General features: G+C 62.7%; 12 protein-coding genes and 1 tRNA gene. 1 reads left to right on the plus strand and 12 read right to left on the minus strand.

The genetic code is table 11. The annotated features are described in order from the left end of the window. Positions 1-88: 88 nt before the first annotated feature. The 11 genes from rpoC to ACP15K_RS02000 all read right to left on the minus strand — a co-directional run bounded on the left by rpoC (position 89) and on the right by ACP15K_RS02000 (position 14,811). Positions 89-4,342, minus strand: coding sequence for a DNA-directed RNA polymerase subunit beta' (gene rpoC, locus ACP15K_RS01950; RefSeq protein ID WP_193139771.1), 4,254 nt, complete (start codon positions 4,340-4,342; stop codon positions 89-91). A 100-nt stretch (positions 4,343-4,442) separates the two neighbouring features. After that, the gene (gene rpoB, locus ACP15K_RS01955) at positions 4,443-8,579 is read right to left on the minus strand and encodes a DNA-directed RNA polymerase subunit beta (RefSeq protein ID WP_193140126.1); all 4,137 of its coding nucleotides are present in this window, start codon (positions 8,577-8,579) and stop codon (positions 4,443-4,445) included. A 240-nt stretch (positions 8,580-8,819) separates the two neighbouring features. After that, positions 8,820-9,200 (minus strand): 50S ribosomal protein L7/L12, encoded by a 381-nt coding sequence (rplL, locus tag ACP15K_RS01960; protein ID WP_193139773.1) that lies wholly within the window; start codon positions 9,198-9,200, stop codon positions 8,820-8,822. Positions 9,201-9,260: 60 nt separating this feature from the next. After that, positions 9,261-9,779 carry a 50S ribosomal protein L10 gene (gene rplJ / locus ACP15K_RS01965; RefSeq protein WP_193139775.1) on the minus strand — a complete coding sequence of 173 codons (519 nt, stop codon included), beginning with the start codon at positions 9,777-9,779 and terminating at the stop codon, positions 9,261-9,263. Positions 9,780-10,047: 268 nt separating this feature from the next. Beyond that, positions 10,048-10,749 carry a 50S ribosomal protein L1 gene (gene rplA / locus ACP15K_RS01970; protein ID WP_193139777.1) on the minus strand — a complete coding sequence of 234 codons (702 nt, stop codon included), beginning with the start codon at positions 10,747-10,749 and terminating at the stop codon, positions 10,048-10,050. 2 nt (positions 10,750-10,751) lie between these two features. Further along, positions 10,752-11,204: a 50S ribosomal protein L11 gene (rplK, locus tag ACP15K_RS01975; RefSeq protein ID WP_193139779.1), complete on the minus strand. Its 453-nt coding sequence runs from the start codon at positions 11,202-11,204 to the stop codon at positions 10,752-10,754. Between the two features lie 125 nt (positions 11,205-11,329). Further along, positions 11,330-11,863 carry a transcription termination/antitermination protein NusG gene (nusG, locus tag ACP15K_RS01980; protein ID WP_193139781.1) on the minus strand — a complete coding sequence of 178 codons (534 nt, stop codon included), beginning with the start codon at positions 11,861-11,863 and terminating at the stop codon, positions 11,330-11,332. Positions 11,864-12,062: 199 nt separating this feature from the next. Next, positions 12,063-12,263, minus strand: a complete 201-nt coding sequence (gene secE / locus ACP15K_RS01985) for a preprotein translocase subunit SecE (protein ID WP_193139783.1) — start codon at positions 12,261-12,263, stop codon at positions 12,063-12,065. A 115-nt stretch (positions 12,264-12,378) separates the two neighbouring features. After that, positions 12,379-13,404, minus strand: coding sequence for an L-threonine 3-dehydrogenase (gene tdh, locus ACP15K_RS01990; RefSeq protein ID WP_193140128.1), 1,026 nt, complete (start codon positions 13,402-13,404; stop codon positions 12,379-12,381). An 8-nt stretch (positions 13,405-13,412) separates the two neighbouring features. Further along, positions 13,413-14,615 (minus strand): glycine C-acetyltransferase, encoded by a 1,203-nt coding sequence (locus tag ACP15K_RS01995; protein WP_424989657.1) that lies wholly within the window; start codon positions 14,613-14,615, stop codon positions 13,413-13,415. Positions 14,616-14,735: 120 nt separating this feature from the next. Continuing rightward, a tRNA-Trp gene (locus ACP15K_RS02000) sits at positions 14,736-14,811 on the minus strand. Positions 14,812-14,969: 158 nt separating this feature from the next. On the opposite strand from ACP15K_RS02000, the gene ACP15K_RS02005 reads away from it, so the two are divergent. Further along, positions 14,970-15,491 carry a peptide-methionine (R)-S-oxide reductase gene (locus ACP15K_RS02005; protein WP_193139787.1) on the plus strand — a complete coding sequence of 174 codons (522 nt, stop codon included), beginning with the start codon at positions 14,970-14,972 and terminating at the stop codon, positions 15,489-15,491. A gap of 108 nt (positions 15,492-15,599) precedes the next feature. Here the strand turns inward: ACP15K_RS02005 and tuf are convergent, their stop codons facing one another. After that, on the minus strand, positions 15,600-16,775 hold the full coding sequence (tuf, locus tag ACP15K_RS02010; RefSeq protein ID WP_193139789.1) for an elongation factor Tu: 1,176 nt from the start codon (positions 16,773-16,775) through the stop codon (positions 15,600-15,602). Positions 16,776-16,786 lie beyond the last annotated feature (11 nt).

The following is a 16,786-nucleotide window of genomic DNA, read 5'->3' on the forward strand; positions in this document are numbered from 1 at the left end:
CCTGGATCGTCAGGCCAGCCGCGAAAGCCGACCAATGAAAAACCCCGCCCTGTTCCGGGCGGGGTTCCTTGTGCGTGTCAGCGGGCGATCAGAGCTCGCCGCGCTCCGGTGTGTCCACCAGGGTGTCGCCGGGTGCATCCCCGAAGACATCGCCCAGACCCTCGCCTTCCGGCGCCTGCAGCGCCAGTGCCGCTTCGGCCTCGGCCTGCTTCTGTTCGATGACCTTCTGGTCGCGCTCGCCGGCAATGCGGCGCACGCGCTGGCTGGCACCACCGGTGCCCGCCGGGATCAGACGGCCCACGATGACGTTTTCCTTCAGACCGATCAGCTTGTCGCGCTTGCCCTGAACCGAAGCTTCGGTCAGCACGCGGGTGGTCTCCTGGAAGGATGCCGCCGAGATGAACGAGCGGGTCTGCAGCGAGGCCTTGGTGATCCCCAGAAGGATCGGCTCCGCCTCGGCCGGGCGACGTCCGTCGGCCAGCGCCTTTTCGTTCATTTCGTCCAGCTCGGCCTTGTCGACATGCTCGCCCTTCAGCAGCGTGGTCTCGCCGCTGTCGAGGATCTCGAACTTCTGCAGCATCTGCCGCACGATCACCTCGATGTGCTTGTCGTTGATCTTCACGCCCTGCAGGCGATAGACGTCCTGCACTTCGTTGATCAGGTAGTCGGCCAGCGCCTCGATGCCCATGATCCGCAGGATGTCGTGCGGCGCGGGGTTGCCATCCATGATGTAGTCGCCCTTCTGGACGAAATCGCCCTCGACGACCGGGATGTGCTTGCCCTTGGGCACCATGTATTCCACCGGCTCCAGATTCTCATCTGCAGGCTCGATCGAGATACGGCGCTTGTTCTTGTAGTCGCGGCCAAAGCGGACGTAGCCGTCGATCTCGGCGATGATGGCGTGGTCCTTCGGACGGCGGGCTTCGAAAAGCTCGGCCACCCGCGGCAGACCCCCGGTGATGTCCTTGGTCTTGGCGCCTTCGCGCGGGATCCGCGCAACGACGTCGCCCACATGAACATCCTGGCTTTCTTCGATCGACAGGATCGCGTCCACCGACATCGGATAGCTGACCGGGTTGCCGGCATCGTTGCGTACCGGTTCGCCGGTCTCGGGATCCATGATGATGATCTCGGGCTTCAGGTCGCTGCCTTTCGGCGCCGACCGCCAATCCGAGACGATCTTCTGGGTCATGCCCGTGGCATCGTCGGTATCTTCGCGCACCGAGATGCCCGAAACCAGATCGACGAATTTCGCCTGACCGCTCTTCTCGGCGATGATGGGAAGTGTGTAGGGATCCCATTCATACAGCTTGTCGCCGCGGCCAACGGCGGCCCCGTCCTTGACCAGGATCTTGGTGCCGTAGCCGATCTTGAAGCTGGCCCGCTCCTCGCCGTCGTCGCCGATGATCGCCATCTGCATGTTCCGGCCAATGACGATGGCTTCGCCACTGGAGTTGGTCACGAGCGCCGGGTTGCGGAACTCGATCTTGCCCTCGGCACCGGCTTCCTGGAACGACTGCTGGCCACCCTGTGCGATGCCGCCGATGTGGAAGGTCCGCATCGTCAGCTGGGTGCCCGGTTCGCCGATCGACTGGGCCGCGATGATGCCCACGGCCTCGCCCTGGTTGACCAGGGTGCCGCGTGCAAGGTCACGACCGTAGCAGGCCGCGCAGACGCCCTCGTCCGCTTCACAGGTCAGCGGGCTGCGGATGCGCATCTTGGCCACGCCGGCGCTTTCGATCTGATCGGCACGCCGTTCGTCGATCAACTCGCCCGCCGCCACGATCACCTCTTCGGTGCCCGGCACGTGAACGTCATCCGCGGCCACGCGGCCCAGAACACGCTCGCCCAGGGTCGCCACGACCTCGCCGTCGTTGACGGCCGCCTCGGCGGTGATCGCCTTGTCGGTGCCGCAATCGTGCGACCGCACGATGCAGTCCTGCGCCACGTCGACCAGACGACGGGTCAGATAGCCCGAGTTCGCCGTCTTCAACGCGGTATCCGCAAGGCCCTTCCGGGCGCCGTGGGTCGAGTTGAAGTATTCAAGAACGGTCAGACCTTCCTTGAAGTTCGAGATGATCGGCGTTTCGATGATCGAGCCGTCGGGCTTGGCCATCAGGCCGCGCATCCCGCCCAGCTGTTTCATCTGAGCGGGAGACCCCCGCGCCTTGGAGTGAGCCATCATGTAGACCGAGTTCGGCTCCTGCTCGACCCCATCCTCGACCCGCATGGCAGAGATGTCGGACATCATGGCGTCGGCCACGGTGTCGGAACACTTCGACCAGGCGTCGATGACCTTGTTGTACTTTTCGCCCTGGGTGATCAGGCCGTCCATGTACTGCTGTTCGAACTCCTTGACCTGGTCGCGCACGGCATTGACGATCGTCCACTTGCTGTCGGGGATGACCATGTCGTCCTTGCCGAAGGAAATGCCGGCCTTGAAGGCTTCGCGGAAGCCCATGGTCATGATCTGGTCACAGAAAATGACCGACTCTTTCTGACCGCAATAGCGGTAGACGGTGTCGATGACCTGCTGAACCTCGCCCTTCCGCAGAAGGCGGTTCACCAGATCGAAGGGCGCCTTGGCGTTCAGCGGCAGCAATGCCCCGAGCAAGACCCGGCCCGGCGTGGTTTCGAAGCGCTTGTAGATCTCAAGCCCGTCTTCACCGATCTGCTTGATCCGTGCGGTGATCTTGGCGTGCAGATGCACTTCGCCACTGTCCAGCGCGTGCTGCACTTCTTCCACATCGGCGAAGATCATGCCTTCGCCCTTCATGCCGGCCCGCTGCAGGGTCACATAGTACAGACCCAGAATCATGTCCTGCGACGGCACGATGATCGGCGCGCCGTTGGCGGGCGACAGAACGTTGTTGGTCGACATCATCAGGACGCGCGCTTCAAGCTGGGCCTCAAGGCTCAGCGGGACGTGCACGGCCATCTGGTCGCCGTCGAAGTCGGCGTTGAAGGCCGAACACACCAGCGGGTGCAGCTGGATGGCCTTGCCTTCGATCAGCTTCGGCTCGAACGCCTGAATGCCCAGACGGTGCAGCGTCGGCGCCCGGTTCAGCATGACGGGATGTTCGCGGATCACTTCGTCCAGAATATCCCAGACCTCGGGACGTTCCTTTTCCACCAGTTTCTTGGCCTGCTTCACGGTGGAAGACAGCCCCTTGGCTTCAAGGCGCGAATAGATGAACGGCTTGAACAGCTCCAACGCCATTTTCTTGGGAAGTCCGCACTGATGCAGTTTCAGTTCCGGCCCGGTCACGATGACCGACCGGCCCGAGAAGTCCACCCGCTTGCCCAGAAGGTTCTGGCGGAAACGACCCTGCTTGCCTTTCAGCATGTCGGACAGCGACTTCAGCGGACGCTTGTTGGCGCCGGTGATGACGCGGCCACGGCGGCCGTTGTCGAACAGCGCATCCACGGATTCCTGCAGCATCCGCTTTTCGTTGCGGATGATGATGTCCGGTGCGCGCAGCTCGATCAGCCGCTTCAGACGGTTGTTGCGGTTGATGACGCGGCGATACAGATCGTTCAGATCCGAGGTCGCGAAGCGGCCGCCATCCAGCGGCACCAGCGGACGCAGTTCCGGCGGGATGACCGGCACAACGGTCAGGATCATCCATTCCGGGCGGTTGCCGGATTCCAGGAAGCTCTCAACCACCTTCAGGCGCTTGATGATCTTCTTGGGCTTCAACTCGCCGGTGGCTTCCTTCAGGTCGTCACGCAGAGTCGTTGCTTCGGCTTCCAGATCGATCTGGGACAGCATCTCACGAATGGCTTCCGCGCCGATCCCGGCGGTGAAGGCATCCATGCCATAGGTGTCCTGGGCGTCCATGAACTCCTCTTCCGACATCAGCTGACCATAGGTCAGATCGGTGAGGCCGGGTTCGATCACCACGTAGTTTTCGAAGTAGAGGATGCGTTCCAGATCGCGCAGGGTCATGTCCAGCATCAGGCCGATGCGCGACGGCAACGACTTGAGGAACCAGATGTGCGCCACCGGCGAGGCCAGTTCGATATGGCCCATCCGCTCGCGGCGGACCTTCTGCAGGGTGACTTCCACGCCGCATTTCTCGCAGACGACGCCGCGATACTTCATGCGCTTGTATTTGCCGCACAGGCATTCGTAGTCCTTGATCGGACCGAAGATGCGCGCGCAGAACAGGCCGTCACGCTCGGGCTTGAACGTGCGGTAGTTGATGGTTTCGGGCTTCTTGATCTCGCCGTAGGACCACGAGAGGATCCGTTCGGGAGAGGCCAGCGACACCTTGATCTCGTCGAATTGCTTCGGCGGGGTCAGCGGGTTGAACGGGTTGGTCGAGAGTTCCTGGTTCATTGAGTTTCCTCAGAATACGGGCGTTTTGGGGGAGTGAAGGCGGAGAGATCCCCGCCCTGCCGGGCTGCGTAGGGCGGGGTTCACCCCGCCGCCGCCGGCCTTATTCCTCGCCCTCCGCGTCCAGGAGTTCCATGTTGAGGCCCAGACCCCGGACCTCCTTGACGAGAACGTTGAACGATTCCGGCACGCCGGCTTCGAAGTTGTCCTCGCCCTTCACGATGCTTTCGTAGACCTTGGTCCGGCCTGCCACGTCGTCCGATTTGACGGTCAGCATTTCCTGCAGGGTGTAGGCGGCGCCATAGGCTTCCAGGGCCCAGACCTCCATTTCCCCGAAGCGCTGACCACCGAACTGCGCCTTGCCGCCCAGCGGCTGCTGGGTGACCAGCGAGTACGGGCCGGTCGAACGCGCGTGGATCTTGTCGTCCACCAGGTGATGCAGTTTCAGCAGGTACTTGATGCCGACGGTGACCTTGCGGGCGAATTGTTCGCCGGTACGGCCATCGAACAGTTCCGACTGACCGGACTGGTCGAACCCGGCCCGCTTCAGCGCGTCGTTGACGCCTTCCTCTCGCGCCCCGTCAAAGACCGGGGTTGCGATCGGAACACCGCGGGTGACATTGCCCGCCGCTTCCAGCAGCTGCTCGTCGTCCATGCCGGCGATGCCCTCTTCATAGACATCGTCGCAATAGGCCAGACGCATCGCATCACGCACCGGGGTCATGTCGCCGGTCCGGCGATAATCGCCAAGTGCTTCGTCGATCCTCAGGCCCAGACCACGGCAAGCCCAACCCATGTGGGTTTCCAGAATCTGCCCGACGTTCATCCGCGACGGCACGCCGAGCGGGTTCAGAACGAAGTCGACCGGGGTCCCATCGGCAAGGAACGGCATGTCTTCCATGGGAACCACGCGCGAAATCACGCCCTTGTTCCCGTGGCGACCGGCCATCTTGTCGCCCGGCTGCAGCTTGCGCTTCACCGCAACGAAGACCTTGACCATCTTCATGACGCCCGGCGGCAGGTCGTCGCCACGACGCACCTTCTCGACCTTGTCCTCGAAGCGGGCTTCCAGGGCACGGCGCTGGTTCTGGTACTGCTCGTTGAGCGCCTCGACGATCTTCGCCTCGGCCTCGTCTTCCAGCGCCAACTGCCACCACTGCCCCTTGGACAGGGTGCTCAGCAGATCCGGCGTGACTTCCGAGCCCGGCTTGACGCCCTTTGGCCCCTTCACGATCACCTTGCCCATGATCTGCGTGCGCAGACGGGCATAGATGTTGCGCTCGAGGATCGCCATCTCGTCGTCCCGGTCACGGGCCAGACGTTCGACTTCCTCGCGCTCGATCTGGATCGCGCGTTCGTCCTTGTCCACACCGTGACGGTTGAAGACGCGAACTTCCACGATGGTGCCGTAGTCCCCCGGCGGCAGGCGCAGCGAGGTGTCGCGCACGTCCGAGGCTTTCTCGCCGAAGATGGCGCGCAGAAGCTTTTCTTCCGGCGTCATCGGGCTTTCGCCCTTCGGAGTGATCTTGCCGACCAGGATATCCGCCGGGCCAACCTCGGCACCGATATAGACGATGCCCGCTTCGTCGAGGTTGCGCAGGGCTTCCTCGCCGACGTTGGGGATGTCGCGGGTAATCTCTTCCGGCCCCAGCTTGGTGTCACGGGCGGCGACTTCGAATTCCTCGATATGCACCGAGGTGAAGACGTCATCCCGCACGATGCGTTCCGAGATCAGGATCGAGTCTTCGTAGTTGTAGCCATTCCACGGCATGAAGGCGACGACGACGTTCTTGCCGAGCGCCAGTTCCCCCATGTCGGTGGACGGACCATCGGCGATGACTTCGCCCTTGGTGACTTCCTGCCCCACCTTCACCAGCGGACGCTGGTTGATGCAGGAGTTCTGGTTCGACCGCTGGAACTTGCGCATCCGGTAGATATCGACGCCCGGATCGCCCGGTGCCATATCAGAGGTGGCCCGGATCACGATCCGGGTGGCATCAACCTGGTCAATGATACCGGCGCGCTTGGCAACGATGGCCGCGCCCGAGTCGCGGGCCACGATTTCCTCGATCCCGGTGCCGACCAAGGGGGCCTCGGCCTGCAACAGCGGAACCGCCTGACGCTGCATGTTCGATCCCATCAGGGCGCGGTTGGCGTCGTCATTTTCCAGGAACGGAATCAGCGAGGCCGCAACCGACACCAACTGCTTGGGCGACACGTCGATCAGGTCGACGTTTTCGCGCGGCGCCATGGTGTATTCGCCGGACTGGCGGGTGTTCACCAGGTCGTTCACGAAGTTACCGTCTTCATCCAGCGTCGCGTTGGCCTGCGCCACGGTGTGACGCATTTCCTCGGTCGCGGACATGTAGACCACGTCGTCGGTCACGTGACCCTCGACCACCCGGCGATAGGGGGTTTCGATGAAGCCGTACTTGTTGACGCGGGCGAAGGTGGCCAGCGAGTTGATCAGACCGATGTTCGGACCTTCCGGCGTCTCGATCGGGCACATCCGGCCGTAATGGGTGGTGTGCACGTCGCGGACTTCAAAGCCCGCACGCTCGCGGGTCAGACCGCCCGGCCCAAGCGCCGACAGGCGGCGTTTGTGCGTCACTTCCGACAGCGGGTTGGTCTGGTCCATGAACTGCGACAGCTGCGAAGAGCCGAAGAATTCGCGCACCGCGGCCGCGGCCGGCTTGGCGTTGATCAGATCCTGCGGCATCACCGTGTCGATCTCGACCGACGACATGCGCTCCTTGATGGCACGCTCCATGCGCAGCAGACCGACGCGATACTGGTTTTCCATCAGTTCGCCGACCGAACGCACCCGGCGGTTGCCAAGGTGGTCGATGTCGTCGATGTCGCCCTTGCCGTCGCGCAGTTCCACCAGCGCCTTGATGCAGGCGACGATGTCTTCCTTGCGCAGCGTGCGCTGGGTGTCTTCCGCGTTCAGCGCAAGACGCATGTTCATCTTCACCCGGCCCACGGCGGACAGGTCATACCGCTCGCTGTCGAAGAACAGCGTGTCGAACAGGGCCGAGGCCGCTTCGACGGTGGGCGGCTCGCCCGGACGCATGACACGGTAGATGTCCATGAGCGCGGTGTCGCGGTTCATGTTCTTGTCTGCCGCCAGGGTGTTGCGGATGTAGGGACCGACGTTGATGTTGTCGATGTCCAGCACAGGGATCTCGGTGATGCCCGCGTCCAGCAGCTCTTTCAGCGAGCCGCCGGTCACTTCCCCGTCCTTGTCCAGTTCCCAGGTCAGCTCATCGCCGGCTTCCACGTAGATGGCGCCGGTTTCCTCGTTGATGATGTCCTTGGCGACGTATTTGCCGACGATCATGTCAAAGGGCACCAGAAGTTCGGTGACATTGCCTTCGTCGATCAGCTTCTTGACGGCGCGCGGGGTGACCTTCTTGCCGGCTTCGGCGATGACTTCGCCGGTGGCTGCATCCACCAGATCATAGGTCGGACGGGTGCCGCGAACGCGTTCCGGGAAGAACTTCGTCGCCCAGCCCCGGCTGTTTTCCAGCTTGTAGGAAACGGTGTCGTAATAGGCGTCGCAGATGCCTTCCTGATCCATGCCCAGGGAATAGAGCAGCGTCGTCACCGGCAGCTTGCGGCGACGGTCGATACGGGCAAAGACGATGTCCTTGGCGTCGAATTCGAAATCCAGCCACGAGCCGCGATAGGGAATGATGCGGCAGGCAAACAGCAGTTTGCCGCTGGCGTGGGTCTTGCCCTTGTCGTGATCGAAGAACACACCCGGCGAACGGTGCATCTGGGAAACGATCACACGCTCGGTACCATTGACCACGAAGGTGCCGTTCGGCGTCATGAGCGGCATGTCGCCCATGAACACGTCCTGCTCCTTGATGTCCTTCACCGACTTGGCGCCGGTATCTTCGTCCACATCGAACACGATCAGGCGCAGGGTCACCTTCAGCGGCGCGCTGTAGGTCATGTCGCGCTGCTGACATTCCTCAACGTCATACTTGGGTTTTTCCAGCTCGTAGGAGACAAATTCCAGAACGCTGGTTTCGTTGAAATCCTTGATCGGGAAAACCGACTGGAACACGCCCTTGATGCCTTCGCCATCCAGCGGAATATCGCTGTCGCCGGACCGCAGGAACAGGTCGTAGGATGATTTCTGAACCTCGATGAGGTTCGGCATTTCCAGAACTTCCCGGATCTTGCCGTAATATTTGCGGAGTCGTTTCTGGCCGATATAAGTCTGCGCCATAAGTGCCGTTGCCTTTCGTTTCACCGGAATACCGCCACCGCCGGGGCCACGGGGCGCATCCCTGAAACATCGAAACGGTCGGTCCATGCCTGGCGCCCTTCCCACGGGGTGCCTCCCGACCTTTGACCGCTTCTTGGAGAACCCCTGTCAACAGGGCCTCGCCAAGACGCGGACAGCTGGACCCGGAGTATCCCCGGGCCCAGCCAATCTTGAAACCTACGGGCCAGATGGCCCGACGGATTACTTGAGCTCGATCTCGGCGCCGACTGCTTCCAGCTTCGCCTTGATGTCTTCGGCTTCTTCTTTCGAAACCTGCTCTTTGACAGCTTTGCCGCCAGCTTCGACCAGCTCTTTGGCTTCTTTCAGGCCAAGACCGGTGATGCCGCGAACTTCCTTGATGACCTTGATCTTCTCGCCGCCAGCGGCTTTCAGGATCACGTCAAATTCGGTTTGCTCTTCGGCAGCGTCGCCACCGGCGTCGCCGGCCGGGCCAGCCATCATCACGGCGCCGCCTGCGGCGGGCTCGATGCCGTACTCATCCTTCAGGATGGTTTTCAGTTCTTGTGCTTCCAGCAGCGTCAGGTTGACGATTTGCTCAGCAAGTGCTTTCAGATCAGCCATTTTCTCTGTTCCGTATCTTTAGATGTGTTCCAACGTGCGATGATTTCCACACGCGGGATCTCACGCGGCCTCGCCGCGCTCTTCGATTGTCGAAAGGATGCTCGCGATGTTCGAAGCAGGTGCGCCAATCGCACCGGCGATGTTCGAAGCGGGCGCGCCGATGCAGCCGACGATGGAGGCAATAAGCTCCTCGCGCGACGGCATTTTCGACACGGCTTCAACACCAGCCCGGTCCAGGATCGTCTCGCCCATTGCCCCGCCAAGGATTTCGAATTTCTTGTTGTCCTTGGCGAAGTCCTCGGCCACCTTGGCTGCTGCCACGGGGTCCTCGGAATAGGACAGTACGGTCATGCCCGTAAGAAGCTCACCCATGCCTGCGCAGGGTTTGCCCTCGAGGGCGATCTTGGCGAGCCTGTTCTTGGCAACACGCACGGATCCGCCGGATGCGCGCATGCGCCCCCGAAGATCCTGCATCTCGGCAACCGTGAGACCCGCGTAGTGTGCAACCACTACAACGCCAGAGCTTTCGAAGATCTGGCCGAGTTCATCGACCAATTTCTCTTTCTGGGCTCTATCCACAGTTTCACTCCAAGTTTGAGAGGTTGCCCCCTCGGCTCACTTCTGCCGGGTTTCCCCAGCGTTCGGGTCCTCAACTCAGGGTCCCGAGCAGATCGCCCGAGGGCCGCACGCGGCACTCAGAGAAATGTCTCGTTCCCCATCTCGGGAAGGAAATTAAGCCCCGCTTCAGCAGCCTTGCGGCCCGGTCAGCGACACGCCCTCCGTCTCGGACAGGACAGGGCCTGTCGGCCCTGCCACCAGGCGGGTCGCCCCGCCCGATCTTGCGGGATTACTCGGCGGCTGCCGCGTTATCCACGTCGACACTGACGCCCGGACCCATGGTCGAGCTCAGCGCGATCTTCTTCATGTAGGCGCCCTTGGCCCCCGACGGCTTGGCGCGCGACACGGCGGCCACGAAGGCGCGCACGTTCTCGACCAGCTTGGCTTCGTCGAAGGACACCTTGCCGATGCCTGCGTGCACAACGCCGGCTTTCTCGGCCTTGAACTGAACCTCACCGCCCTTGGCGTTGGCCACGGCTTCGGCGACATCCATGGTCACGGTGCCGACCTTGGGGTTCGGCATCAGGTTGCGCGGGCCCAGGATCTTGCCCAGACGCCCCACGACCGGCATCATGTCCGGGGTCGCAATGCAGCGATCGAACTCGATGGTGCCACCCTGAATGGTCTCCATCAGGTCTTCGGCGCCGACGATATCCGCACCGGCGGCCTGGGCTTCTTCAGCCTTGGCACCACGGGCGAACACGGCGACGCGAACGGTCTTGCCGGTGCCGTTGGGCAGGCTGACCACGCCGCGGACCATCTGGTCTGCGTGACGCGGATCGACGCCCAGGTTCATCGCGATCTCGACGGTTTCGTCGAACTTAGAGTTGGCGTTGGATTTCACCAGTGCGACAGCTTCTTCGACGGTGATGTTGTCTTTACCTGCGAAAGCAGCGCGGGCTGCCTTTGTACGCTTACCGAGCTTTGCCATGATCAGCCTTTCACCTCGATGCCCATCGAGCGGGCAGAGCCCACGATGATCTTCATTGCGGCTTCAACGTCATTCGCGCTGAGGTCTTTCATCTTGGCTTCGGCGATTTCACGCAGCTGGGCCACGGTCACGGTCGCCACGGTGTCGCGGCCGGGGTTCTCGGCACCGCGCGGACGGTTGCGCTTGCCCACGGGCTTCAGACCTGCGGCCTTCTTCAGGTAGTAAGACGCGGGCGGCGTCTTGATGTCCATGGTGAAGGACTTGTCCTGATAGTAGGTGATCACGGTCGGGCACGGCGCGCCGGCTTCCATTTCCTGCGTCTTGGCGTTGAACGCCTTGCAGAATTCCATGATGTTGATGCCGCGCTGACCCAGCGCCGGACCCACGGGGGGGCTCGGGTTCGCTTTGCCGGCGGGGATCTGAAGCTTCATCTTCCCAGCAAGTTTCTTGGCCATGAGGCCTCTCCTTCTTCCAGCGGCGGGTCGCCCCGCCCTACAACAGCCGCCAACGCGTCGGCGGCCTTGGGTTGCCGTGGTTCAGCCGGCCGGGCGCGCCCGGAAAGCCTCCCACGTCTGACACGTCAGGCCTGTTTGGTGACCTGCGTGAATTCCAATTCCACGGGCGTTTCGCGCCCGAAGATCGACACCGTCACCTTGAGGCGCTGGTTGTCTTCGTCCACTTCCTCGACCATGCCGTCGAAATCCTCGAACGGGCCGTCGTTGACCTTCACGCGCTCGCCGATCTCATAGTGGATCAGGGTGCGCGGCTGGGCCTCGCCCTCTTCGACGCGGTTCAGGATCTGGTTCACCTCGGCATCGCGCATGGGCATCGGCCGGCCCTGGGGCCCGAGGAATCCGGTCACCCGGTTGATGCTGTTGATCAGGTGGTAACCCCGATCGGTCATTTCCATCCGTACCAGCACGTAGCCGGGCATGAAGCGACGCGGTACCGAGACCTTCTTGCCCCGGCGCACTTCGATCACTTCTTCTTCAGGGACCAGAACCTCTTCGATCTCGTCCTCAAGGCCCTTCTCGACGGCCTCGGTCCGGATCTGTTCAGCGATCTTCTTTTCGAAATTCGAAAGAACGCTGACCGAATACCACCGTTTCGCCATCTTGCTCGCCGCCTTTACGTCGTCTTGCCGAGCCCCGTAAGGCCCTGATCGTGTGTAATTTTTTCAAGCATTCCGGAAGAAAAAAGCGGCGCGCAACACGAATCATTGCACGCCCTCATCCAGAACACACGGTGTGCTAGACCTTTGACGCCCGAATGACAAGTCACAATGTCGGTCGGGGCGCCGGGCCGGGGCGGGATCAGCTGCCGAAGAAGTTCAGAGTGAGCGTCAGCCCGTTGCGGATCAGGAAGTCCACAAAGAAGAAGAAGATGGCCGTCAGCGTCGCCATCGCCAGCACCATGGCCGAGGTCAGCAGCACTTCACGCTGGCTGGGCCAGACGATCTTGGCTACTTCACCACGCACCTGCTGGATGAACTGGAAAGGGTTGGTCTTCGCCATCGTCTACGGAGTCCTTCTTGCGCAATGGGCGGCAGATACGCCTTTCGGACGGGGAATTCAAGCGGCCCTCTTGCGCGCGACGCCACGGGACGAAACCGGCGGCAGCGCTGGGGCGTCAGCCCCAGTCCAGAACCACCTTGCCGCTCTTGCCCGAGCGCATGACCTCGAAGCCTTCCACGAAATCGTCCACCGGGTAGCGATGGGTGATGACGCGCGAAACATCCAAACCGTTCTGCAGCATCGCGATCATCTTGTACCAGGTCTCGAATATCTCGCGGCCATAAACGCCCTTGATGGTCAGCGCCTTGAAGACGATGCGCGACCAGTCCACGGGGGATTTTCCGGGCGGTATGCCCAGCATGGCAATGCGCCCGCCCATGACCATGCCTTCGACCATCTGATCCAGCGCAATCTGGTTGCCGGACATTTCCATGCCGACGTCGAATCCTTCGCGCATCCCCAGTTCGGCGATGACATCCTTCAGGTCTTCGTTCGCCACATTGACCGGGCGCAGATCGGTGACCGCTTGCGCCAGGTCCAGCCGGTCGGGATTGATGTCGGTGATGACCACATGGCGCGCGCCGACGTGGCGGGCCACGGCGGCGGCCATGATGCCGATGGGCCCGGCACCGGTGATCAGGACGTCCTCGCCAATCAGATCGAAGCTGAGCGCGGTATGCACGGCATTGCCGAGCGGGTCGAGAATGGCGCCGATCTCGTCCGGGATCGAATCGGGCAGCGGCACCACGTTGAAGGCCGGCAGCCGCAGGTATTCGGCAAAGGCGCCCTGCTCGTTCACGCCGATGCCACGGGTTTCCGGATCAAGGTGGAACTTGCCCGCCCGCGACTGGCGCGAATGGTGGCCGATCAGATGCCCCTCGCCGGAACAGCGCTGTCCGACCTTCAGGTCGGTCACGTCACGGCCCAGTTCGACGATCTCGCCGGCGAATTCATGCCCGGTGATCAGCGGCACCGGCACCGTCTTCGCGGCCCAGTCGTCCCAGTTCCAGATGTGCACATCGGTGCCGCAGATGCCGGTCTTGCGGATGCGGATCAACACGTCGTCGGGGCCGATCTCGGGGACCGGGGCACGCTCCATCCACAGGCCCATTTCCGCGCGGGCTTTCACAAGGGCCTTCATCTGGTTGCTCATGACAGCGCCCCCACGGCCCGGCCTGCCGCAGCGAAAGCGTCCAGTGCCTGATCCAGATCCTCGCGTGTCAGTGCTGCGTTCATCTGGGTGCGGATGCGCGCCTGCCCTTTCGGCACCACCGGGAAGAAGAACCCGGCGACATAGACGCCGCGGTCGTACAGGGCTGCCGCCAGATCCTGGCTGAGCCGCGCCTCGCCCAGCATCACCGGCACGATGGGGTGCTCCCCCGGCAAGGTGGTGAAACCGAGGCTTTCCAGCCCGTTTCGCCAATAGGCAGTGTTCTCGAAGAGTTGCGCCCGCAGGGCGTCGCCCTGCTCGACCAGATCCAGCGCCGCCAGACCGGCCATCACCACCGACGGCGGCAGCGAGTTGGAAAACAGATAGGGCCGCGCCCGCTGGCGCAGCAGATCGACCACCACCTGCGGCCCGGCGATATAGCCGCCGATGGCCCCGCCAAGCGCCTTGCCCAGCGTGCCGGTCAGGATATCGACCTCGACCCCGAAATGCGCGGGCGTGCCGCGCCCCTGCGGCCCCATGAACCCCGTCGCGTGGCAATCATCCACCATCACCAGCGCATCGTATTCGCGGGCCAGCCGGGTGATCTCGGGCAGTTTGGCCAGATAGCCGTCCATGGAAAAAACGCCATCCGTGGCGATCATCACGAAGCGCGCGCCGCCATCGCGGGCGGCCTGCAATTGCGCCTCAAGATCGGCCATGTCGGAATTGGCGTAGCGATAGCGTTGCGCCTTGCACAGCCGTACCCCGTCGATGATCGAGGCATGGTTCAGCGCGTCCGAGACGATGGCATCCTCGGGGCCCAGCAGCGGCTCGAACAGCCCGCCATTGGCATCGAAACAGGCGGCAAACAGGATCGCGTCGTCCTTGCCCAGAAACGCGGCCAGGCGACGCTCCAGCTTGCGGTGAATGTCCTGGGTGCCGCAGATGAACCGGACCGAGGCCATGCCATAGCCATAGTCGTCATAGCTGGACTTCGCGGCGGCGATCAGGGCCGGATGATCGGCCAGTCCCAGATAGTTGTTGGCACATAGGTTCAGCACTCCGTTCTGCACGGTGCCATTGCGCTGCACGTCGATGCGCCCGCCCTGCGGCGAGGTGATCTCGCGTTCGGTTTTATACAGCCCGTCGGCCCTGAGGCTGTCCAGCGTGGTGCCGATATGGTCGAGAAACGCGTCGGTCATGGCCCCTCCGGAAGTGGATTGCGCCATGACAGCCTGTCAAAGCCGTGCCGCCCTGTCACGAGGAATCGCCGGACAACGCCGGGCGCCCGAAGGCGCGCGTATTCACGATGTCTGAAGGACTGGCAGGGGCTGAGGGACTCGAACCCACGACCCTCGGTTTTGGAGACCGATGCTCTACCAACTGAGCTAAACCCCTAGGCCGGCCTGCTGGATAAGCGTATTCGCTGCGGGCCGCAAGCCAAAAGCGGCGGGAAGATCACAAGATGCTCTCCGAGTGGTGGTTTCTCCGTGTCCCGGTCGGGGCGGTAGGCTGAGCCATGATTTCTTCCCGTTCCGTTTTCAAGGAGACCCCCCATGACGGCCCCGACCCTGAGCAGGCGTGTCTTTCTGAGCAGCACGGCCATCGCAGCCCTGGGCGCGGCCCAGATCCGCACGGCTGCGGCCGAAACGCCCGGCGACGACTTCAAGTTCGAAATCACCCGCAGCGAGGCCGGATGGCGCGCCCGCCTGAGCGAAACAGAGTACCACATCCTGCGCGAGGGCGGCACCGAAGAGAAGTTTTCCAGCCCCTTCTGGAACGCCCACGATGAAGGTCAATATGCTTGCAAGGGCTGCGACCTGACCCTCTATTCCTCGGTCTGGCAGGTCTATCCGGGTGTCGGCTGGGCCTTCTTCCGGCATGCCGAACCCAACGCGATCCTGATGGGGATTGATGGCAATCCCTATGTCGGGATGACCGACATCCGCGTCCTGTCCATCATCGAGGCACACTGCCGCCGCTGCGGCTCTCATCTGGGCCACATCCTGACCGTGGGCAAGACATCGCTGCACTGTATCAACGGTGCCGCCCTGAGCTTCACCACCGGACCCGTATGACGCGCCGGTGCCATCGCCCGCCCCGCCGGTCATTAAAAAGGGGCCGCCCCCGAAGGTGCGGCCCCTGATCGTCATGCCTGAGGCGCCGAGGGGCGCTTCAAACCTGGATCATTCGATGATCTTGGAAACGACCCCTGCCCCAACCGTGCGGCCGCCTTCGCGGATGGCGAAGCGGAGTTTTTCTTCCATCGCGATCGGGGCGATCAGCTCGACCTCGAACTTCAGGTTGTCACCCGGCATCACCATCTCGGTGCCTTCCGGCAGCGTCACGGTGCCGGTCACATCGGTGGTGCGGAAGTAGAACTGCGGACGGTAGTTCGCGAAGAACGGCGTGTGACGGCCGCCTTCTTCCTTGGTCAGGATATAGGCCTCGGCTTCGAACTTGGTGTGCGGGGTCACGGAACCCGGCTTGCAGAGAACCTGCCCGCGCTCCACGCCTTCACGGTCGATGCCGCGCAGCAGCGCGCCGATGTTGTCGCCCGCTTCACCACGGTCCAGCAGCTTGCGGAACATTTCCACACCGGTGCAGGTGGTGGTGGTGGTGGCGCGGATGCCGACGATCTCGATGCTGTCGCCGACGTTGATCACGCCACGCTCGACACGCCCCGTAACCACGGTGCCGCGGCCCGAGATCGAGAACACGTCCTCGATCGGCATCAGGAACGGCTGGTCCACGGCGCGGTCCGGGGTCGGGATGTACTCATCCACGGCCGCCATCAGTTCGCGGATCTTGTTCTCGCCGATTTCCGGATCACGGCCTTCCATCGCGGCCAGCGCCGATCCGGCGATGATCGGGATCTCGTCGCCCGGGTACTCGTAGCTTTCCAGCAGTTCGCGGATTTCCATTTCCACGAGCTCCAGCAGCTCCTCGTCGTCCACCTGGTCGACCTTGTTCATGAACACGACCATCTTCGGGATGCCAACCTGGCGGCCCAGCAGGATGTGCTCGCGGGTCTGGGGCATCGGGCCGTCGGCCGCGTTCACCACCAGGATCGCGCCGTCCATCTGCGCGGCACCGGTGATCATGTTCTTCACATAGTCGGCGTGGCCGGGGCAGTCGACGTGCGCGTAGTGGCGGTTGTCGGTCTCGTATTCCACGTGCGCGGTCGAGATGGTGATGCCACGGGCCTTCTCTTCCGGCGCGCCGTCGATCTGGTCGTAGGCCTTGAAATCACCGAAATACTTGGTGATCGCCGCGGTCAGCGTCGTCTTGCCGTGGTCAACGTGGCCGATCGTGCCAATGTTCACGTGCGGCTTGCTGCGGTCAAACTTTTCCTTTGCCATGATGGCCTCCT

Origin of the sequence: Fluviibacterium sp. S390, from assembly GCF_049800695.1 — a bacterium.
Lineage (GTDB): Bacteria > Pseudomonadota > Alphaproteobacteria > Rhodobacterales > Rhodobacteraceae > Meridianimarinicoccus.